Annotated in this window: 14 protein-coding genes; 7 read left to right on the forward strand and 7 right to left on the reverse strand. The window is 45.1% G+C overall.

Annotated elements, in window-relative coordinates; all coding sequences use genetic code 11:
• Positions 1–70 precede the first annotated feature (70 nt).
• Together L0660_RS17500 and L0660_RS17505 are read left to right on the forward strand one after the other, a co-directional pair.
• Positions 71–4999, forward strand: coding sequence for a translocation/assembly module TamB domain-containing protein (locus tag L0660_RS17500; RefSeq protein ID WP_235160549.1), 4929 nt, complete (start codon positions 71–73; stop codon positions 4997–4999).
• A complete protein-coding gene (locus L0660_RS17505) occupies positions 4989–7430 on the forward strand; it encodes a BamA/TamA family outer membrane protein (RefSeq protein ID WP_235160550.1) in 2442 nt (813 codons plus the stop codon). The genes L0660_RS17500 and L0660_RS17505 overlap by 11 nt, the downstream gene beginning before the upstream one ends.
• Positions 7431–7439: 9 nt before the next feature.
• Here L0660_RS17505 and mce read toward each other — a convergent pair whose 3' ends face one another.
• Together mce and rsgA are read right to left on the reverse strand one after the other, a co-directional pair.
• Complete coding sequence (gene mce, locus L0660_RS17510; RefSeq protein ID WP_235160551.1) at positions 7440–7844, reverse strand: methylmalonyl-CoA epimerase; 405 nt, start codon at positions 7842–7844, stop codon at positions 7440–7442.
• A gap of 1 nt (position 7845) precedes the next feature.
• Complete coding sequence (gene rsgA, locus L0660_RS17515) at positions 7846–8781, reverse strand: ribosome small subunit-dependent GTPase A (RefSeq protein WP_026628708.1); 936 nt, start codon at positions 8779–8781, stop codon at positions 7846–7848.
• Positions 8782–9025: 244 nt separating this feature from the next.
• Here rsgA and L0660_RS17520 point away from each other — a divergent pair, with 244 nt between their 5' ends.
• Positions 9026–10249 (forward strand): ROK family transcriptional regulator, encoded by a 1224-nt coding sequence (locus L0660_RS17520; RefSeq protein WP_233797536.1) that lies wholly within the window; start codon positions 9026–9028, stop codon positions 10247–10249.
• 41 nt (positions 10250–10290) lie between these two features.
• On the opposite strand, the gene L0660_RS17525 is transcribed toward L0660_RS17520, so the two are convergent.
• Positions 10291–11547: a 3-deoxy-D-manno-octulosonic acid transferase gene (locus tag L0660_RS17525; RefSeq protein ID WP_235160552.1), complete on the reverse strand. Its 1257-nt coding sequence runs from the start codon at positions 11545–11547 to the stop codon at positions 10291–10293.
• A 220-nt stretch (positions 11548–11767) separates the two neighbouring features.
• Here L0660_RS17525 and L0660_RS17530 point away from each other — a divergent pair, with 220 nt between their 5' ends.
• From L0660_RS17530 to L0660_RS17545, 4 genes are all read left to right on the forward strand, one after another.
• Positions 11768–12538, forward strand: a complete 771-nt coding sequence (locus tag L0660_RS17530) for a hypothetical protein (protein ID WP_026628711.1) — start codon at positions 11768–11770, stop codon at positions 12536–12538.
• Positions 12539–12599: 61 nt separating this feature from the next.
• Entirely contained in the window at positions 12600–13478 is an 879-nt protein-coding gene (lipA, locus tag L0660_RS17535) for a lipoyl synthase (RefSeq protein ID WP_235160553.1), read from the forward strand.
• A 204-nt stretch (positions 13479–13682) separates the two neighbouring features.
• Positions 13683–14963, forward strand: coding sequence for a methionine adenosyltransferase (gene metK, locus L0660_RS17540; RefSeq protein ID WP_235160554.1), 1281 nt, complete (start codon positions 13683–13685; stop codon positions 14961–14963).
• 353 nt (positions 14964–15316) lie between these two features.
• Entirely contained in the window at positions 15317–16258 is a 942-nt protein-coding gene (locus tag L0660_RS17545; protein WP_235160555.1) for an acyl-CoA desaturase, read from the forward strand.
• A 5-nt stretch (positions 16259–16263) separates the two neighbouring features.
• Here L0660_RS17545 and L0660_RS17550 read toward each other — a convergent pair whose 3' ends face one another.
• Genes L0660_RS17550 through L0660_RS17565 form a run of 4 tightly spaced genes read right to left on the reverse strand, consistent with a single transcriptional unit; the run spans position 16264 to position 21175 of the window.
• On the reverse strand, positions 16264–16677 hold the full coding sequence (locus L0660_RS17550; RefSeq protein ID WP_235160556.1) for a putative toxin-antitoxin system toxin component, PIN family: 414 nt from the start codon (positions 16675–16677) through the stop codon (positions 16264–16266).
• A complete protein-coding gene (locus L0660_RS17555) occupies positions 16677–16892 on the reverse strand; it encodes a hypothetical protein (RefSeq protein WP_235160557.1) in 216 nt (71 codons plus the stop codon). The genes L0660_RS17550 and L0660_RS17555 overlap by 1 nt, the downstream gene beginning before the upstream one ends.
• A 41-nt stretch (positions 16893–16933) precedes the next feature.
• Positions 16934–20050 (reverse strand): efflux RND transporter permease subunit, encoded by a 3117-nt coding sequence (locus tag L0660_RS17560; RefSeq protein WP_235160558.1) that lies wholly within the window; start codon positions 20048–20050, stop codon positions 16934–16936.
• A 54-nt stretch (positions 20051–20104) separates the two neighbouring features.
• Positions 20105–21175, reverse strand: coding sequence for an efflux RND transporter periplasmic adaptor subunit (locus tag L0660_RS17565; RefSeq protein WP_233797542.1), 1071 nt, complete (start codon positions 21173–21175; stop codon positions 20105–20107).
• Positions 21176–21281 lie beyond the last annotated feature (106 nt).

Raw genomic sequence — 21281 nt, forward strand, 5'->3', positions numbered from 1 at the left:
GCTTGAATTTTATAGCACACCGTTACTTAGCTCACCCGGGCCCGATATGGGCCGGGCATAACAGAAGAGAATGAAGAAAGCACTAAAAGTATTTGCAATTGTTATTCTGGCGATATTGATCCTGGTTGGTGTTTTGATTTGGGGTATTCAAACGCCTTTTGGACAAAACTTCCTAACAAATCAGGCCAACTCATATCTTCGGAAGAAGCTCAAAACAAAGGTTAATATTGAAAAAGTGCGCTTCGACGTCCCGGATTGGATCCTGTTAGAGGGCGTTTACTTTGAAGATAAACAAGGCGATACATTGGTTGCCGGTAAAAGACTTTATGTTGATCTCGACATGTACAGCCTCATTAAGGGCAATGTCGGGATCAATAAAGTTGAGCTTGAAGGGATTAATGCGAACATTACCAGGGTTCTACCCGACACCGTTTTCAACTTCCAGTTTATTGTTGATGCATTTGCCAGCGCCGATACAACGGTCGTGGAGGATACAACTTCCAGTCCTCTGGAAATGAGGCTAGACCAGATTTCACTGAAAAATGTGCGCCTTTCCTACCGCGACGCAGTTACCGGAACGGACGCATTGGCCAATATTGATTCAGCGCACGTCCGTTTTGACAAATTCAATCCTACCCTTTCCCAATATCATCCCGCCAAACTTGCATTGCTGGGCAGTGAAGTGAAGCTGAGAATGTATCAACCTTTAAAAACCGAGACTACGCCCGAAACTGTTCCCGATCCGGCTGATTCCCTGGACATTAAGGTCGGGGACATTGATATAAGAGAATTCAAATGGCTTTTTGAGGATGAGGTAGGCGGCCTGAAAAACGGCGTTACGGTCGGCAAGCTGGACGGACATGTGAACAACATTTACATGGGAAGCCAATATGTGGATGTCCGCAACCTGAATCTGGAAAAAATGTCGTTATATGCTGAGTTTGCTAAAAAGGCAAAAGCAGAGGCAAAAAAAGATACAACCACAGGAGAACCGGCAACGCCTGGTTGGAATGTTAAAGTAGGCGACATAAAGCTTGTTAATAACGACCTGCGTTACGACGATTTCAACACACCTGCGCAACCAAAAGGACTGGATTTTGCGCATTTGGATGTAAAAAACCTGAATATAGATTTACAAAATTTCATTTTCTCTCCTGAAAACATTGCGGGTTCGCTTAAATCGGGTTCTTTCCAGGAAAAAAGTGGATTTAAGTTGCAGGAATTCAGGACCAATTTCAAATATGGCGCTCAGGAAACTTACCTGCGCAATTTGTATGTAAAAACACCTAATACGCTCCTCAGGGACGAATTAAGCCTTCGATATAAAAACCTTGACGAACTGGCGAAAGACATTGCCAATGTAAAAATTAAATTACGGCTCACCGACAGCCGCGTTGCTTTCGCGGATATCTTATTGCTGGTGCCCGATCTTGCCAAAACACCGCCATTCAGCAAAGAACCAAACGGAATGCTGAAAGGATCTGGTCTGGTAACCGGGTCTGTGGATGATATGCTTATTTCAAAAGCGCGTTTCAGTATGCTGGATGGAACTGTTCTGGCACTTGACGGGCGCATTAAGGGCTTGCCCGATGCGAACAAGCTGGCGATGGACATGACGATCAATGAGCTTTCTTCTACAAAAAGTGACTTGATGAAAATGCTGCCGGATAGCGCAGTGCCAGCCAGCATCGAACTTCCCGAAGACATCAAGATCACCGGGAAAGTAAAAGGTTCGATGGAGGACATTACGATGACAACCACCATCAACACTTCTTTCGGAACGGGAACATTCTCCGGTAACCTTAAAAACATTACAGACAGCATCAGGGCGCAGTATAACGGCACGCTGGCGTTCAATGATTTTGATCTGGGCAAAATGATGAAGCAGCCGCCCCAGGAAATGGGCAAGCTGACGCTCAGGACAGATCTGGCAGGTGTGGGTTATGCACCCAAAACCATGAAGGCGCAGCTGGACGGAACTGTGGCCAGCGCAGACATTAAGGGATACGTTTACAACAACCTGACATTAAAAGGTGATGTCGACAACGGCATGGCGAATGTGAAGGCATCGATGAACGATCAGAACATTGATGTGGACCTTACCGCACAAGCTGACCTTTCCAAAGAATATCCTTCCGTTAAGGCGGATGTGTCCATTGATAAGCTTGATTTGACAGCTTTGAACCTTTACGCCGATTCGCTGCAGATCAAGGGAGATATTAAAGTGGATATGCCATCCACAAATCCCGAAAATCCTTTGGGAACCATTGATATCAATGATTTTACGTTCACACATCACCGCAGGCCGATTACTCTGGATTCCGTTAATGTACAATTGACCGATTCATCCGGACAGCGCCAGGCTACAATTCAATCTCCTTTTCTGAAAGCAGAAATGAAGGGTGATTTTGTATACACCGAAATTGCGGATGCATTGCTGACCGAAGTTGGCAAACATTTCAAAGCGCCAAACATTACTTACAATCCGGTTACCAAGCCGGTTAATTTCACGCTTGACGCAACATTGCGGAATCACCCGCTGATCACCACATTTGTTCCGGCACTGAAGGAAATGAATGACATTCAGTTTAAAGCCAAACTGGATAACCAGCAGGATTCTTCCATCGTGGCTCGGCTGACGATTCCAATGGTGAACTACGACAGCATTCAGACAGAGCGGGTTTCTGTTGATTTTAGTAATACCAACGAAAATGCAGCTTTAAATGCCAATGTTGGGTTGGTTAACACCGGAAGTTTAAGGATCCAGAATGCATCATTAGAAAGCAAAATCGTTGATAATAATGTCAAATTCGACTTCATAGTAAGGGATTCGGTAAATACGGAACGCCATGCGATCCTTGGTGACCTGGCTATTGCGGATAACCGTTACAGACTTAACCTGCGTGAAGGTTTGCTTTTGAATTATTTAAAATGGGAAACGGACACTGCCGGATATATTTCTTACGCGCCGGATAGTTTGTATATCAAAAACTTTGTCATCAAAAGCAAAGATCAATCCCTAACCATTAACTCCACATCCGAAGCACCAAACAGTCCGCTGGACATTGCGCTGGCAAACATTTCTATCGGTCCGATGATCGGCATCGCAACGCGCGACTCAACATTGGCGACAGGGATACTGAATGGGAAAATCCTTTTGAGTGATTATATGAAGGCGCCGGTTTACACAGGCGAACTGACCATCGACAGCCTTGCTGTAACGCAAATCCCGGTTGGTAACCTCGCATTAAAATCGACAAACGAGACTGAAAACCTGATCCGGGTGGATATGTCGCTTACTAACGGGCAGAATAACATGACCCTGGACGGAAGCTATAATCTGAAATCGGAAAGCCCGATGGATTTCAAGCTCGACCTGAAACAACTCAGCGCCCAGACGATCGAAGCATTCAGTTTTGGTGAATTGAAAAAAGCAACCGGAAATTTGACCGGGAATATTGCCATCACAGGCGCCACGGACAGCCCTAAGCTGAACGGAGCGATAAACTTCAATGATGTAGCTTTCAATGCAACGCAACTGGGCTCGCGATATTCGCTTGCCAACCAAAAAATCCTGTTTAACGGGCAAAACATCAACTTTAATAACTTCACTATTGCTGATTCAACCAACCAGCAAATGAAGATCAACGGGAACGTGAACATTGCCAACATTCCGGACGTGGGTTACAACCTGAATATTGATGCAAAGAATTTCAATGTTTTGAATTCTACGCAGAAACAGAATGAACTGTTTTTCGGGAAAGCAAATATTGATGCGGATTTAAGCGTAAAGGGAACAGGCACCAAGTCTGTTATAGATGGCAGCATAAAAGTGGATCCGGGCAGCGACATTACGTTTGTCCTTCCAAATGAAGCCACAGAGGCAGGGGATGCGTCAAAAGGCATCATTGAGTTTGTGGATATGAGCGATTCCACCCAGGTTGCAGTTGCCGATTCAGCTGCCGCTAAAATGACGACCGTTGATTTCGCGTCCCAAATTTCCCTGGATATCGACGTTGATGACAAGTCGGAATTTACGGTTGTGATTGATGAGTTGAATGGTGATAACATCCGGTTAAAAGGAAATGCCCAGCTCAACACGGGTATTGCGCCAAACGGGCAGCTTTTCATGCTCGGTTCTTATGATGTGACCGAAGGTTCCTATGACCTGACATTGCAGATTCTGAAACGGAAATTTGAGATAATCAAAGGCAGTAACCTGTTGTGGACAGGAGATGTAATGAACGCTCAATTGAACATTACGGCGGGTTACACAGTGGAGGTCGATCCGGGCTCAATCAGTTCGAAATTCCAGGGTGCCAGCAAAGTCCCTATTCAGGTCCAGGTGGTCATTACAGGAAACCTGACCACACCAAACATCACGTTTAACATTGTGCCCGATGAAACGATTGACAAGCAAGTAACAAACGAACTTACCAGTCAGGTTTTTTGGGAAGAAATGAAGAACAATCCGTCTGAAATGAATAAGCAGGCGTTTGCGCTTTTGATCACCAATAAATTTATCACAGACCAATCGTCACCTGGTTTTAATCTTGGGTCGAGCGCCGAAGCGGTGGCCCGCCAGAGCGTAAGCCAGCTTTTGAGCGATCAGCTAAACAACTTAGCCTCCGATCTGGTAAAAGGCGTGGACTTGGATATCGGCGTGAACTCAACGGCTGACCAGACAACCGGCGCACGCACCGACCTAAACCTCGGTTTGAGCAAAGCATTCCTAAATGACCGCCTTAAAATTTCAGTTGGTAAAAACTTTGAAATTGAAAGCCAGAGCAATTCCGCTGCTTCCAATGAGGTTTTCGACAACATTGCGCTCGATTATGCGATCACGAGAGACGGCCGCTACTTATTCCGGGCGTTCCGAAAAAACCAATATCAATCCATTTTGGAAGGTTTCATTATTGAAACAGGGGTGAGTTTTATTTTAACGGCAGATTACGACCTGCTGCGTGAATTTTTCCAAAGGCAAAAAAATGAGAAATAGTGTATTAGGCATATTGGTTCTTCTGGTGACACTGAGCAGCTGTTCAGTGAATAAGTACATTCCCGAAGGCCAAAGTCTCTATGTAGGTAGTAAAGTGAAGGTGCAAGCGGATACCATCACTAAACCCAGTGTTATGGGGATAGCATCAGAGCTGGAAGCAATTGTGAAACCGCCGCCTAATAAAACGCTATTGGGTTTCCCTTGGAAAGTGTGGTGGTGGTATTTTATCGGTGAACCGAAAGATGAAGGTGGCTTACGCAGCTGGTTTCGCAACAAACTTGGAGAGCAGCCCAAATTTGCTACGCAGCGCGTTGCCGACATTAATGCAGCCAATATGGTTTCTCACCTGGATAATGAAGCCTACTATCGCTCCAAGGCAACCGGCAAGCTGGTGCCAAGCAAGAAAGAAAAACGCAGGACGGCCATTTACGAGTTTGACGCTTATGTGATGCCTCGTTATGTAATGAATGAGATCAATTATGTGGTCCGGGACAGTTCGCTGTTCAACCGTGATCTTATCATCGCCAAACAAAAAACCCTTTTGAAAAAAGGCGAACCGCCTCGTTTGGAGGTGATCTCCACAGAAAGAAGCCGGATTGACCTGGAATTAAAAGGAAAGGGCTATTATTTCTTCAACCCGGATTATCTGATCATCAAGGTTGATTCCACCATTGGAAAAAGGGATTCTACACTGGCACCGCAGCAGGTTAACATCTTCCTGGAAGTAAAACCGCAAACAGCGCAGACGTCGTTGAAACAATATTTTATAAACAAAATTTATGTTAACACAGGAAGCCAGGAAAGTCTCCTCGCTGACACAACAGCCGCTCCTGAACCTCGTCGCCGCGGGCTAAACATCAAAGACCCGGGGAATTTATACAAAAAACGAATCTTTTATGACGCCATCGGTTTCCGGAGAGGGAATATGTATACCAATACAATGCATAATGTATCCCTGCAACGATTGGTCAACCTGCAAAACTTCAAATTTGTAAAAAACCAATTCGACCTTGTCCCCAGATCCGATTCAGCATTGCTGGATGTGCGTTATGATTTGGAACCATTGAAGAAAAAGGCATTGCAAACGACCATTAGCGCCAGTACGAAGTCGAACAACCTGGGCGGTTCCCAGCTGGATGTGGCCTGGCGGAATAGAAATACATTCAAAGGAGCGGAAATGTTGGCTATAAAGGCATTTTTCGGATTTGACGTGCAACTGGGAGGAAACCGGGAGGCAAATCCTAACCGGATTGGCAATGAATACGTTCGCTACGGTATAGGTGCAGACTTATCGTTCCCACGATTTATTATTCCTTTCGTTAGAATACGGCCGGAGAAAAGCCAAGCGTTACCTAAAACTGTGCTTTCAGTAAATTATGAAAACCGGGTACAACGCGGACTTTATACAACCACCTCTATTCGTGGTGACTGGTCATACATTTGGAGCAAAAATTCAGAGGTTGTACACACATTAACCCCGATTTCGATTAACTATATTCAACCCAGGAAGGTTAATTCTGAAAAGTTGGCAGCCATCGGCTTTAGTCCCAACACAAATCCGATTGATTTCGAAAGGTTAATGAACTTGGTCGAACAAAAGTATTTTATTGCAGGATCTAATTATACCATATCTTATCGCCCGCAACCTAAACCATTCGGAAGAAATCAATTCGCATTTACAGGTGGGATTGATTACGGTGGTAACCTGCTAAGCCTTTTAGCTAAACATTCAAAGGATGATACGGCGAAAATATATGCGAAAGAATTCTTGAAAGTTCCTGTCTTTCAATATGTCAAGCTGGATGGTGACATCAGGTACTATCGCACCATAACACCTGGAATCAAGTGGGCTAACAGGCTTTTGTTAGGAGCAATTAAACCGTATGGCAATTCCAAAGATATGGCTACGCCGCAATTCAAACAGTATTTTGGCGGTGGTAGCACAGGTATAAGGGCTTTCCGTGCACGTGCGCTTGGTCCTGGTGCGTATACACCTGACACGGCAACAATCGCATTGATTGGTTATCAAAACTTTGCTGATATACGGATGGAATTTAATTCAGAACTTCGACTGAAATTCACAAACATCATTAATGGTGCAGTGTTTATGGATGCTGGAAACATCTGGTCATTCGGCAGCCCTGAAAGAGCCAGATATGACTCATCTGCACTCATCAGCAGCGATTTCCTGAAACAAATCGCCGTCGGCGGCGGGATTGGTTTACGTCTTGATTTCTCTTATTTGATTTTCCGATTAGACATTGCCACGCCATTCCGTAAACCCTGGTACACGAAAGAAATTGTATCAGAAACACCGGATGGGCAGGTGCAGTACAAAAACCCCTGGGTTTTCAACGAAGTTAATTTCCGAAGCAAAGCTTGGAGACGGGAAAACCTGATTTTGAATATTGCCGTCGGGCTGCCGTTCTAATGTAACGGATCAGGGCTTGATTTCCTGGCAAAGCTCGATCAGCATGCCATTTGTGGTTTTAGGATGTAAAAAACATACGAGCTTATTATCTGCTCCGGGTTTGGGGGTTTCGCTTAACAAGGCGAAGCCCTCTTTTTTTAGCCGCTCCATTTCCAAAATAATGTCGTCAACTTCGAACGCGACGTGATGAACGCATTCGCCTTTCTTTTCTATAAACCGGGCGATTACGCCTTCGGGATCTGTGGATTGCAGAAGCTCTATTTTGGTTTGGTTAACCTGAAAAAAAGAAGTCAGAACACCTTCGGATGCCACAGTTTCGCGCTTGTAGGGCTGGGAATTCAGCAAACTCGAAAACAATTTTTCGGCAGCTTCCAGCTCCCTGACCGCAATGCCAATGTGCTCGACATTTTTCATATTACTTTCGGTTATCCTGCCCGCCCACCATGCTTAAATAACTTTCGTATCGGCTGATGGCAATGCGGCCTTCCGAAACCGCGTCTTTCACTGCACATCCGGGCTCGTTGATATGCTGACAATTATTAAACCGGCATTGATTCAGCAGTTCGCGCATTTCCGGAAAGTAATGACTGATTTCCTCTGCTTTCATATCTGAAAGCCCCAGTTCCTTAATTCCGGGTGAATCAATGATGAATGTGCCGGGTTCCAGCTCGAACATTTCGGCGAAAGTTGTCGTATGAACGCCCTTATTCGCAAAAGTCGAAACCTCCTGCGTTTTGATGTCCAGGTCCGGCGCTATTGCATTGACCAATGTGGATTTGCCCACGCCCGAATGACCCGAAAGCAGCGAAACCTTTCCGCCTAATAACGCGGCAAATTCTTCCAGTCCTTCCTCGCTTACCGCTGTGGTGGCCATGCAAGTATATCCGAGGCTTTCGTAAAGTTCCATCAGCTCGGCCTGAAATTCCTTCATATCATCATTCAGCAGATCCTGCTTATTGAAAATCAATACGCCGGGAATCCGGAACGACTCAATAGCAACGAGAAAGCGATCTATAAAACCGAGAGAAGTTCTTGGAAAAACCAATGTGGCTATTAAAATCGCCTGATCAACATTCGCAGCGATCAAATGCGCGTGTGCTGTTTTATGCACGGAGCGTCGTACAACGTAATTTTCACGGGGCATGATCTCGTGGATGATGCCAAAATTCTGCGTTTCATCTTCCTCCTCAAACCGCACATTATCGCCCACGGCGATCGGATTGGTCACTTTCAATCCAAGCGCTTTAAACTTCCCTTTCAACCTGCATTGCCAGATATGACCGTCGCGACTGTCCCGCACATCATACCACGAACCAGTTGACCGCAAAACCAAACCTTTAACTAATTCCATTCCGTCTTTTTTTGCAAATAGCGAATTTAATCTGAGTTTCACATAATACCGTCAGACACGGCAAAATCGCCAAATAAATTTAAGTAGTTTTTTGGTCGACCCGGTTTTTTATTTGCCGCCTGTCATTATGGATAATAATATTTTTTAATATTTCGCCTCTTTTAGCGGTTTTTGCATATATTAGTAACCGTTAATCATAAAAAATTTAAGAATCCTTATACAAAATACCTTTACACTCCGCATAATGGACTTAGTTGTAGAAGAACCGAATTCGGTTATTGATATTCGTAAAAACCGTATCAGAAGTAACTTGTTGCTTCATTTGTATCAATCCGGTGACACTTCGATCAACAAAATGGCACGTTTGTTCCATGCCAGCATTCCCTCGGCAACCGGCATCGTGAATGAGCTCATCCGTGAAGGTTGGATTATTGAAACCGGAACAGGTCCGGCACGCGCAGGCAGGCCGCCGGTATTATACGGACTGAATTCGAAAAAATATCTGACGCTTATTATGGACATTAACCGCCATGATACGCAACTCGTTATCTTCGACTTACATAACCAACTCATTTTAAAGCGAAAAGTTGATATCCGCCTCGACGATTCTTCTACTTTCCTCGAACAACTTTTTGAAGCAAGCGACGATTTTCTTAAATCCAATAATATCAATGTCAGCAAGTTATGGGGCATAGGCGTTTCCATGCCAGGCCTTATCAATTCTTCCCAGGGAATCAACCTGACCTACCTTAACCTAACGCCTCCCGGGGTTCCGCTGGTTTCGCATCTGAAGAAACATTTCAAGCTGCCGGTTTGCCTTTTTAATGATACAAAAGCAACCACGATCGGAGAGCACCGCTTTGGTTTTGCAAGAGAAAAATCTCAGGTCCTGACCATCAACATTGACTGGGGTGTTGGATTGGGCATTATCATCAACGGCGAAGTTTTCAACGGCGCATCCGGTTTCGCTGGCGAGCTTGGCCACATTCAGGTAAAACCCGACGGACTTTTATGTCATTGCGGAAAAATCGGCTGTCTGGATACAATCACATCCGCGATTGCATTGATCAGAAGAGCCAAGGACGGCATTAATGGTGGAAAAGCGACTATTCTATCACAGATCGTCAATAACAATCTCGATCTGCTGGACACTTCCCACATCATAGAAGCCGTGCATGCGGGCGACGAATTTTCGATTGACTTGCTAAGCACGGTAGGCACCGAGCTGGGCAAAGGTTTGGCAACAGCCGTTCACCTTTTTAATCCCGAAGTCATAATAGTAGGTGGATTGCTGGCAGAAGCAGGACCGTTTATTTCGAACCCGATTGAGCAGGCGATCAATAAATATTGCCTTTCTGATTTCAAAAACTCGCTTTCAATCCACATTTCAAAATTGGGAGCAAAAGCCAGGTTGCTGGGCACGCAGGCGCATTTGTTTGAGCATCTGATTGCTAAGGAATTTTCCTGAAATAATATAAAGGGCTGGTTTAATGCTTACTATGCATGAAATCAGCCTTTCATTTTTTTCACTTCATTCAGGATGATATCGGTGGACCCAACGCCTTCCGCAATGTAATTCTTATTGACATTTCCAGCTTGCTTCCGGATTTCCTGCGCCTTAACCCATTCATCTATAATGCCGATCAGTTCCTCTTTATCTGCAACGGCAACAGCACCTTTCCTGCTGATCAGGTCAACCGCCTCCTGAAACTTGTGATATTTTTTGTTTCCAAAAACAATAGGAATTCCGAAAGTGGCCGCTTCCAGGATATTGTGCAACCCTGAACCGAACGCACCGCCAATGTAGGCCATATCTCCATATTGGTATAATGAAGATAACATTCCGATATTATTAATCACCAGATAATCATATTCTTTGGTATTGACGCTTGGAGAAAGCTCGGAGTATAATATTGTCTTACCGCTCATTTCCTTACGCCACTGCCCGATCTCGTCCGCATGGATTTCGTGCGGTGCTATGATTGCTTTTAAAACTCCTTTAAAGTGATTTAAAACAGGGATAAGCACCTGCATATCAGCCGCCCATGCAGATCCTACAATCAAACAAGGCCTATTATCACGAAAGACAGCAACTTCGGGAAGATCTTTAACATGAGCTGCAATGGCGGACACCCGGTCAAAGCGCGTATCTCCCGCCAGGCTGCATTGTTGCACGCCTATGCCATGCAGCAATGTGAGCGATTGTTTATTTTGTACAAAAATGTGATCAAAATAACCCAGCATCTTTTTGAAAAAGCTGCCTCGTTTTTTGAAGAAAATCTGATCCGGCCGGAAGATTGTTGAGAAGGAAATAATGCGTGCACCGCTTTTTTTCAATTCGCAGAGATAGTTATACCAAAATTCATATTTGATAAAAAACGCAAAGCCGGGCTGCACAATTTTCACAAAACGTTTTGCATTCGCCGCCGTATCCCAGGGTAGGTAACATATATAATCTGCTCCATTATAGTTTTTTCTCACTTCATAACCCGACGGAGAAAAGAATGTCAGCAAAATGAAATGGTCGGGAAACTGCGCTTTAAATGCTTCGATAACGGGCCGGCCTTGTTCAAATTCACCCAGCGAAGCCGCGTGAAACCATGCAACGGAGCGCCCGTTTACCTGCTTTTGAAACGAATTTTCTAGCTCATCCAGCAACCCGTCACGTCCGGCGACACCAAGCTTGATTTTTTGATTGAACAAAGCCGCAACACGCATCAAAGAGGCGACGATGCTGATTGCGCTTTGATAGATAACTTCGGACAAAAGGCTCTGATTAAAAGAAGATTAGCAAAAAATTAATTCCTGCAAATCCCGGAAGCGCGGGAAGGCTGGAAGGCTTTTTTATTTCTTTTCCGGTTTAAAGAACATAAATGTACAAAAAACCGTTAATGTGGAGGCGATATTCCGCGGCTTTACACTATAATTTTGTACTTTCACTGTTCATACAACACTTCAATTGTAACAGCGATCTAGATCTAAATATATGATGCGTGTAAAATTTTTACTATCAGTATCTATTCTGTTTGCACTATCAACAGATATATATGCGCAACGGCGGGCAAAGGTAGAGGACAGTGAGGAGAGCTATAAATCTTTTACATCTTTTGGGATCACTACCAACACCAACTCCGGCATTTTGGGCGGTGCGGTTTTCAGGCAGTCATCGGCCCTGGGTTCCAAGTTATTCGGCAAAAATCAATACAGATATCTTGCAGTGGAGCTCGTGAATGTAAAGCATCCCAAAGAGCTTTCTCAGCAGGATTTTGTGACCGGCGCAAGACTGGTTTATGGTAAGCAGAATTATTTATTTGTATTAAGACCGGAATACGGACGGGAGCTCACATTGTTCAGCAGGCAAGACGATGAAGGTATTTCAATCAGCGGAATCGTTGCAGCAGGACCGTCACTCGGGTTGGAAAAGCCTTATATGGTTCAGTTTCAGAGTTCCGACGGACGTGTTGTTACGGAGCCTTTTGACCCTGTGAAACATGCCGGAAGCACGCAAACGACCGGAATCGTGGGAGCAGGAAGCTTCTTTCAGGGTTTTGGACAAACTAAAATTGTTCCCGGATTACACGTAAAGACCGCAATGAGCTTTGAATTAAGCGCTTTTCGCGAAAATGTGACCGGCGTTGAAATTGGTTTCATCGCGGAAGCATTTACCAGAAAAGTGCAGATCATGGCATTTGCCGAGAATAGAAGCTTCTTTACGTCGGGTTACCTTACCCTTTATTTCGGAAGCAAAAAACGATAATATATTAGCAATTGATGGTTTTGGTTTTCACAAACCGGGTTGTCAGAGATTACGATTAAATATGATTGAATTACCTGTTATTCCCTCAGAGCGCAAGAAAAGACCAGATTGGTTGAGGGTGAAGCTGCCAGCCGGACCTGAATTCAGGAAAGTAAGGCAACTGGTTGATAATTATAAACTACATACGATCTGCGAAAGCGGAAGCTGCCCGAATATGGGCGAATGCTGGGGCGCCGGAACGGCCACCTTTATGATCCTGGGTAATGTATGTACGAGAAGCTGCAGCTTTTGCGCCGTAGCAACAGGCCGGCCTAACGAATATGATACAGACGAGCCAAGACGCGTGGCTGAAGCCATAAAGCTGATGCAGGTTAAACACGCGGTGCTTACTTCTGTAAACCGTGACGAATTAAAAGACCGGGGCGCAGAAATCTGGTATCAGACGGTGAGACAGGTGAAAGAAAATACGCCCGAAACGACCATTGAAACATTGATTCCCGACGTAAAAAACAATTGGGATGCGTTGATCCACATGATTGAGGCAGGCCAGGAAGTAGTTTCGCACAATATGGAAACGGTGGAACGTTTATACCGTGCGGTACGCCCGCAGGCCAAGTATGAAAGAAGCCTGGAACAGATCAGACGAACCAAAGCCTTCGGTCAGCGCACAAAATCGGGCATAATGCTTGGGCTTGGCGAAACGCAGGAAGAAGTACACAAAGCCATGGACGATCTGGCCGCAAACGGCCTGGATATCCTTACCTTAGGACAATATTTGCAACCTACCAAAATGCACCATGAAGTGATCGAATGGATCACTCCAGAAATGTTCGATAATTATAGAGAAGAGGGACTGAGACGCGGACTTAAATACGTAGAGTCCGGCCCGCTGGTAAGATCCAGTTACCACGCGGAACGCCATGTGAATGTTCCGATTTAAGAAATAACACTAAAATGAAAAGCCTGCTTTCTGACGGAAGCGGGCTTTTCATTTTAAAAATGCCCTTCCTTACTACGCGAATCCGTGCATTCTGGATGGTTTTTAACTCCCATTTATTTGGTTAATATCCCAAAAAAATTCAATTTTGTTTTCTAATCCATACACTAGCTGCTCATTTTTTTGCTGAATTAACATTTTCAATTTATGCCATACTTATTCACCTCGGAGTCCGTATCTGAAGGACATCCTGACAAGGTCGCCGATCAAATATCAGATGCTTTAATTGACAACTTTTTAGCCTGGGACACCAATAGTAAGGTTGCCTGTGAAACGCTGGTTACAACCGGACAGGTGGTTTTGGCAGGAGAAGTGAAGACGAATACTTATCTGGATGTTCAGAAAATAACCCGTGAGGTTATCAGAAAGATCGGATACACGAAAAGTGAATACATGTTTGAAGCCAATTCCTGCGGTATTTTATCTGCTATCCACGATCAGAGCGCAGACATTAACCAGGGCGTTGACCGTGCGGTTGCTTCCGAAAGCTTCGAAGAAAAAGCAAATGCACAGGGCGCTGGTGACCAGGGAATGATGTTTGGTTACGCCACACGCGAAACTGAAAATTACATGCCGTTGGCATTGGACCTTGCTCACAAGATCCTGCAAGAAATGTCGGCGATCAGAAATAACGAATCCAGCCTGATTCCATATCTTCGCCCGGATGCAAAATCGCAGGTGACGATCGAATATAGCGATGACAATGTGCCTTTGCGCATCGATACCATTGTTGTTTCCACACAACATGATGATTTTGACGCAGAAGCAGCAATGCTTGCAAAGATCAAAGAAGATGTGATCAACATCGTAATCCCACGCGTAAAAGGTAAGCTTACTCCTGAATTGCAGCAACTGTTCACAGGAGACATTACTTTCCATATCAACCCAACCGGCAAGTTCGTCATTGGTGGACCGCACGGGGACACAGGACTTACAGGACGTAAAATTATCGTGGATACTTACGGAGGAAAAGGGGCACACGGCGGTGGTGCATTTTCTGGAAAAGATCCTTCCAAAGTAGACCGTTCTGCGGCCTATGCAACGCGTCACATTGCAAAGAACATGGTTGCGTCGGGCCTTTGCGACGAGGTGCTTGTGCAGGTTTCCTACGCCATTGGTGTGGCTGAGCCTTGCGGATTGTATATCAATACTTACGGAACTTCGAAAGTTTCGGTGAACGACGGCGAGATTGCTCTGAAGATCAGCGAGATTTTTGACCTTCGTCCTTACGCAATTGAACAGAGATTAAAATTGAGAAACCCGATTTATTCCGAAACTGCTGCTTATGGACACATGGGCCGCAAGAATGAGGTTGTTAAAAAATCATTCAAAGGAGCAAACGGAGAAGAAAAAGAAGTGGAAGTGGAATTGTTCACTTGGGAAAAGCTTGACTTCGTAGACGCAATTAAAGAGAAGTTCGCATTGTAAGCATATAATTTATCAGTTTTTATAAGGTCGGCTTATAACCGGCCTTATTTTTTTGCCTTTCGCATTCATATAATTTTGAAATTTTCGTTATTGCGCAATTTTTGACTGAAAGGGTAATAAACAATTGTGATAAGCTAATAATCACAGACTATTTACGTTCCCAAGGAAAGTATAATTATACTGAACTGATTACCAAATACTGATTACTTTTTATGCAATATCAAAAGATCAAATTTACAAACGCTGCCAAAAGCACTTTTTTTCCTACGTTACGACAGCGGGTTGATCAGTATTTCTCTGCCAATAATATATGCAAATCCGGAGGTAAACAGATTATTTATAAGGCCTTTTTCATGCTCAGCCTTTATCTGATTCCTTATACTCTGATCCTGACTGGCGCTTTTTCTAACTTAACCATGTTTGCGCTGGCCATCGTAATGGGATTTGGTGTTGCAGGCGTTGGCATGTCGGTCATGCATGATGCGATCCATGGTTCATTGGCTAATTCCAATGTGCTTAACAAAATTTTCGGGGCGTCCATTTATCTGCTGGGCGGCAACGCCTATAACTGGGAAGTGCAGCATAACAGGCTTCATCACACATACACCAACATTCACGAAGTAGACGAAGACATTACTGGAAAATTTTTGCTACGCCTGTCGTTTCAGGAAAAACAAAAGCAAATCCACCGTTTCCAGCACATTTACGCATTCTTTTTGTACAGCTTGATGACCTTGTCGTTCCTTTGGAAAGATTTCAAGGAAATTTCTCTTTTCAATAAAATGTCGGAATCGGGCATGACCAAGCCTTTTCCCCGGAAAGAGCTGGTTAAGCTGGTTTTTACAAAAGTGGCCTACCTTGTTTTCATCTGCGTCATTCCACTTGCATTTACTTCACTCACTTTCGGGCAATGGTTTCTTGGCTTTATGGCCATGCATTGCACGGCAGGAATGATCCTGAGCACAGTTTTTCAAATGGCGCATGTTGTAGAGGGTGTACATCAGCCGGAGCCGGATAATTCGGGTTGCGTAGAGAACGCCTGGGCCGTGCATCAGTTGCAGACCACTTCTAATTTTGCAGGAAGAAACCGCTTCCTGTCCTGGTATATCGGCGGACTTGACTATCAGATCGAGCATCATTTATTTCCATCCATTTCCCATATACATTACCATGCCCTATCGCCTATTGTACAGGCTACGGCGCAGGAATTCGGGTTGGATTATAATGCCAAAGCCAACTTCGGCAATGCGCTCGGTTCGCATGTTCGGATGCTCAAAAGCATGGGCAGGGCCTGATCAGGCTAATGAATTGTAGGCAGCATTTGTAAAAATGCTTGTGCTTTAATCACCTTCACTTTGGGAAACTCTATGGTTGCCAGAATGTTGTAATGTGCATCATTTGAGACCAAAAAATCCGCGTTGCAGGCAATCGCACAGTCAACAAATTTATTATCATCCTTATCAGCTTCAATAAGCTGCCAGAGATAGTATGAGTCTATTTTATGGATATTTGGGAGATTCAGCAGCTCAACCAGATGAAGATCTGTACGATCCTTTCCAAGTCTGATACTCAGCTGCTCTTCGTATTCTGAAATAATTTCGTTTGTTACGACCAGGTCAAATGACTTTTTGAGTAAAGAAGTGAAAATCGGATGATATATCGATTTACTTGGAAGCGCTACAAGCAGCACATTCGTATCCAAAACAATATTCATTACTGAGCCGGATCATTGAGTATGTTTTCCATATCCTCGTTCGTCCAGTTATTATTTTGCCATGCCTGATCTGCCAGTTGGGACAGGCGATTTGCAAAATAATTACCCAACAATTCCTTAATATTATTTAGGTCGTTGTCGCTTACATGATGCGCATAGAGTTGCAATAATTCTTGTTGCACGTTGGAAAATGGCATCTTCAATGTTGATTGCATAGTGTATCTGGCTTGTTTTAAGTAAAGTTAATAATCTTTAACTAAAAATGCCCCTGCTGCTCCTCCAACTCACTTTCCCGGGCAACCTGCTCGATCATTTTCATTTTCCTGAAGTCCTTTGGTCTTGAGAAGAATGTGTAAATGGCCGGGATCACATATAAGGTCAGTACGAGCGAGAACAACAGCCCTCCCATAATCACAATTCCCATTGACATCCGGCTTTTGCCTGCCGAGCCAAGTGCCATCGCAATCGGCAATGCACCCAGGATCGTGGCCAGACTGGTCATTAAGATCGGCCTGAAACGCAATGTGGCTGCTTCGAGAACGGCTTCCTGGATCCCAAGGCCCTTTTCCCTTAACTGATTCGCAAACTCTACAATCAGAATCCCGTTCTTGGTAACCAATCCAATTAACATGATCATCCCGATCTGGCTGAAAATGTTTAATGTCTGGTCAAAAAACCATAGCGAGAACACGGCGCCTCCGATGGCGAGCGGCACCGTAAACATGATAATGAGCGGATCTACAAAGCTTTCAAACTGCCCCGCCAGAATGAAATAGATCAATATCAACGCGAGGAAGAAGGAGAACATGGTGTTCGACGAGCTTTCGGCATAATCCCGGGACGATCCGCTCAATGATGTTTGAATGGCCTCATCTTTCAATTTATCCCTGATCCTGTCCATGGCCGCAATGCCGTCACCAATCGTTTTGCCGGGTGCCAAGGCAGCTTGTACGGTTGCACTCATATAACGGTTATAATGAAAAAGCTGCGGAGGACTGCTTTCCTCTTCTGCCTTTACAATGTTGTCCAGCTGCACCATGCTTCCGTTTGCCGTTTTTACAAACATGCTTTTGAGATCCAATGGCTCATCCCGGTTCTCACGGTCATATTGCCCTATCACCTGATACTGACGACCGTTCATCGTAAAATAGCCAAAGCGCTGACCTGCAAAAGCCAGCTGCATTGTCTGCGCCACATCCTGCACCGTCACACCCAGCGATTTCGCCTTTTCGCGGTCGATCACAATCTGGATTTCGGGTTTACTGAATTTTAGGTTAACGTCTGTGATCGCGAATGTCGGATCGTTTGAAGCTTCTTCCATGAACTTGGGAAGATACTCGCGCAACTTTTCAAAATCCGGCGCCTGAATTACGTATTGAATCGGCAAGCCGCCCCGCGAATCCACGGAAATAGTCTGCTGCTGCACCACAAACGACTTGGCGTCGGGCATGGATTTCAATTTCTGGTTGATATAATCCGCAATTTCCTGCTGTGATTCTTTGCGCTCTTTTTTATCAACCAATGCAATCCTTCCACTACCCGTATTAGCTGCGCCTAAGCCCGAGTTACCCGGGGACGTGATGAGCATCAAGCCCTTTCTCCCCGGCATGGAGTCCATGAGCATATTGCTAACTTCCTGTACGTAGCGGTCTGTAAATTCAAATGAAGACCCTTCCGGCGTTGTCATGTTGATCCTGAACCAGTTACGGTCATCCAACGGAGCCAGTTCCGATTGCAGGCCTTTTCCAAAAAACCAGATCATACCCACTGTAACCGCCACGATAGGAATAGCAACCCAGCGCATTTTCAGAAACCGGGCCAAAGCATTGCCGTAACTATTGGTAATGTTCTCAAAAAACGGCTCCGTCTTTTCGTAGAACCAGCTCTTCTTGTGCGTCTTACGAACCAAGTAAGCATTCAGCATGGGTGTAAGCGTAAGCGAAACGAATGCAGAGATCAGAACCGCCGCAGAAATCACAATCCCAAACTCCCGGAAAAGTTTCCCCACAAAACCTTCCATAAAAATAACCGGCAGGAACACCGATGCCAGCGTGATAGAAGTGGACAAAACCGCAAAAATGATCTCGTTAGCCCCTTTAATGGCCGCCTCAATCGGGCCCATCCCTTGTTCTATCTTCTTGAAAATGTTCTCCGTGACGACAATCCCGTCATCTACCACAAGTCCGGTTGCCAGCACGATAGCCAGCAGCGTTAGCACATTGATGGAAAAGCCCATAATGTACATGACAAAAAACGTCCCGATCAGCGACACCGGAATGTCGATCAGAGGCCGGAATGCAATGAGCCAATCCCTGAAAAAGAGATAGATAATGATCACAACGAGTACAATGGCGATCAGCAGCGTTTCTCCCACTTCTTCGATCGAACGCTCCACGAAAATCGTGTTATCGATTAGCGTATCAAGCTGATAGTCTTTTGGAAGCTCCCGCTTGATGTCCGCCATCCGCTTGTTAACTTCCTCTGCAATGTTGAGATAATTAGCTCCCGGCATAGGTGAAATGGCCAGGCCGATCATCGGAACATTGTCCAGTCTCAAAATTGTCTCCTCATTTTCCGGGCCCAGTATTGCATGACCAATGTCCTTCAAATGAATGGTTTGTGTGGCGGAGTTTTTAACGATCATCTCATTAAAATCCTCCTCAGTCCTGAACCTTCCGATTGTTTTTACAGTCAGCTCCGTGTTATTTCCAGCCAGTTTACCACTGGGCAGCTCCACATTTTCCTTATCCAGCGCAATCTTCACATCCTGCGTGGTAATGCCGAGCGAAGCCATCTTAATCGGGTCCATCCAGATCCGCATGGCGTATTTTTTCTGGCCAAAGATCCGGATCTCGCTCACGCCTTCAATAGTCTGCAAACGCTGCGCGATCACATTTTCCGCATAGTCACTCACTTCCAGATGCGACCGCGTATCGCTTTTGAATGTCAGCACGATGATGGGTTCCGAGTTCGCATCTGCCTTGGCAACCACTGGCGGCCCGTCGATATCCAATGGCAATGTCCGGGAAGCAGAGCCTACCTTGTCCCGCACGTCGTTGGCCGCGCGTTCCATGTCCACACCAATGTCAAATTCAACCGTTATCTGGCTCGTTCCCTGGCTGCTTGTGGAGTTAATGGACTTGATGCCTTCAATACTGTTCAGCTGCTTTTCAAGCGGTTCTGTAATCTGGGATTCAATAATGTCCGCATTGGCACCCGTATAACTGGTCCGGATGGACACCACGGGCGGGTCAATGGAAGGAAATTCCCTCATTCCCAGAAATTTATATCCAAGAAACCCGAACAGTATGATCAGCAGGTTCATGACAATCGCCAGGACCGGTCGCTTGATAGAGAGTGTTGATATACTCATAATTGGGGATTAATGTCGGCTGACATTGGTTTTGACATGTTCACGATTCCTTCCTCAGTTCACCCGCACGGCCGTATTGGGCTTGATAGCGATAATCCCGGAGGTGATCAGCGAGTCGCCTGGCTGCAAACCTTCGATGATCTGTATTTTTTTATCCGTACGCAATCCGGTCACAACCATAACTTCCTGTGCTTTGCCGTTTTTTACAACAAAAACCTTCTTTCCTTTCAAAACCGGCACAATGGCTTCGGTAGGGATCATCATGGCCGATTTATTGGCATCCAGGTCTGCCAGGATCTTCACAAACATCCCCGGAACAAACCGCCCCGCAGGATTTGGCGCTATGGCCCGCACTTTCAGCGTTCGTAAACTTTCCTCCACTTTTGGATCTATTGCGAGGATTTTCGCATTGTAAGTTGAGGCATCACCGTCGAGATTGAACTTCACGACATTACCAACTCTGATGTTGGGCGCGTATTTTTCAGGGACAGTAAAATCCACCTTTACCGGATTGCTTTGAACGATGGTCACGATGGGCGTACCCGGCGCCAGATACGCGCCTTCGCTAATGTATTTCAATCCTACGCGGCCACTGAATGGTGCCCTGATCTCCGTTTTTTCCAGCTGCGCTTCCAGGACTTCCTTTTCAGCTTCCAGGATCCTGATGTTATTCGAAGTCACATCATACTCTTCCAGATTAATCGCTTCCACATTCAGAAGTTTCTTCTGGCGCGCTTCAATTTTCTTAGTAAGATCCTGATTGTAAGCAACTTTCTGCAATTGTGCTTGTAACTCCCGGTCATTGATCTTGCCGATAAGCTGACCTTTTTCAATAAATGCGCCTTCTTTGATATTCAATGAAACCAACCTGCCCGATGCTTCGGCCATGACATTAACCTCTTCATTGGGAATCACCGTTCCGGACGCGAAAATCTGATTTTCAATAGTTTCTCTTTTAACAACATACACATTGACCGGCACTGCTGCTCCGCCGGACGAACCGCCTCCTTTGCTTCCCGCTCCTTTCACTTCCGAGGGCTTATCCTTTCCCGGCTTAGAGAAAACGAAAAGTTTTCCCAGCACGAGCACAATGATTATCCCGCCAACCAGCATTATCGTACGCATATTTCAATCAAATAAATTTCGTTCAACTTGAATATTAATAAATTATATTTTTCCAAAAGGCTTTATTAAATATACTTCATATTGTACAAAGCGGCAATCAGCTCGT

This window comes from Dyadobacter sp. CY351, from assembly GCF_021502625.1.
GTDB lineage: Bacteria > Bacteroidota > Bacteroidia > Cytophagales > Spirosomataceae > Dyadobacter > Dyadobacter chenhuakuii.

Bases quoted from the DNA above. Each gene is read 5' to 3' on its own strand.
- L0660_RS17500 (WP_235160549.1), top strand. From the start codon at position 71: ATGAAGAAAGCACTAAAAGTATTTGCAATTGTTATTCTGGCGATATTG.
- L0660_RS17505 (WP_235160550.1), top strand. From the start codon at position 4,989: ATGAGAAATAGTGTATTAGGCATATTGGTTCTTCTGGTGACACTGAGC.
- mce (WP_235160551.1), bottom strand. From the start codon at position 7,844: ATGAAAAATGTCGAGCACATTGGCATTGCGGTCAGGGAGCTGGAAGCT.
- rsgA (WP_026628708.1), bottom strand. From the start codon at position 8,781: ATGGAATTAGTTAAAGGTTTGGTTTTGCGGTCAACTGGTTCGTGGTAT.
- L0660_RS17520 (WP_233797536.1), top strand. From the start codon at position 9,026: ATGGACTTAGTTGTAGAAGAACCGAATTCGGTTATTGATATTCGTAAA.
- L0660_RS17530 (WP_026628711.1), top strand. From the start codon at position 11,768: ATGATGCGTGTAAAATTTTTACTATCAGTATCTATTCTGTTTGCACTA.
- lipA (WP_235160553.1), top strand. From the start codon at position 12,600: ATGATTGAATTACCTGTTATTCCCTCAGAGCGCAAGAAAAGACCAGAT.
- metK (WP_235160554.1), top strand. From the start codon at position 13,683: ATGCCATACTTATTCACCTCGGAGTCCGTATCTGAAGGACATCCTGAC.
- L0660_RS17545 (WP_235160555.1), top strand. From the start codon at position 15,317: ATGCTCAGCCTTTATCTGATTCCTTATACTCTGATCCTGACTGGCGCT.
- L0660_RS17550 (WP_235160556.1), bottom strand. From the start codon at position 16,677: ATGAATATTGTTTTGGATACGAATGTGCTGCTTGTAGCGCTTCCAAGT.
- L0660_RS17555 (WP_235160557.1), bottom strand. From the start codon at position 16,892: ATGCAATCAACATTGAAGATGCCATTTTCCAACGTGCAACAAGAATTA.
- L0660_RS17560 (WP_235160558.1), bottom strand. From the start codon at position 20,050: ATGAGTATATCAACACTCTCTATCAAGCGACCGGTCCTGGCGATTGTC.
- L0660_RS17565 (WP_233797542.1), bottom strand. From the start codon at position 21,175: ATGCGTACGATAATGCTGGTTGGCGGGATAATCATTGTGCTCGTGCTG.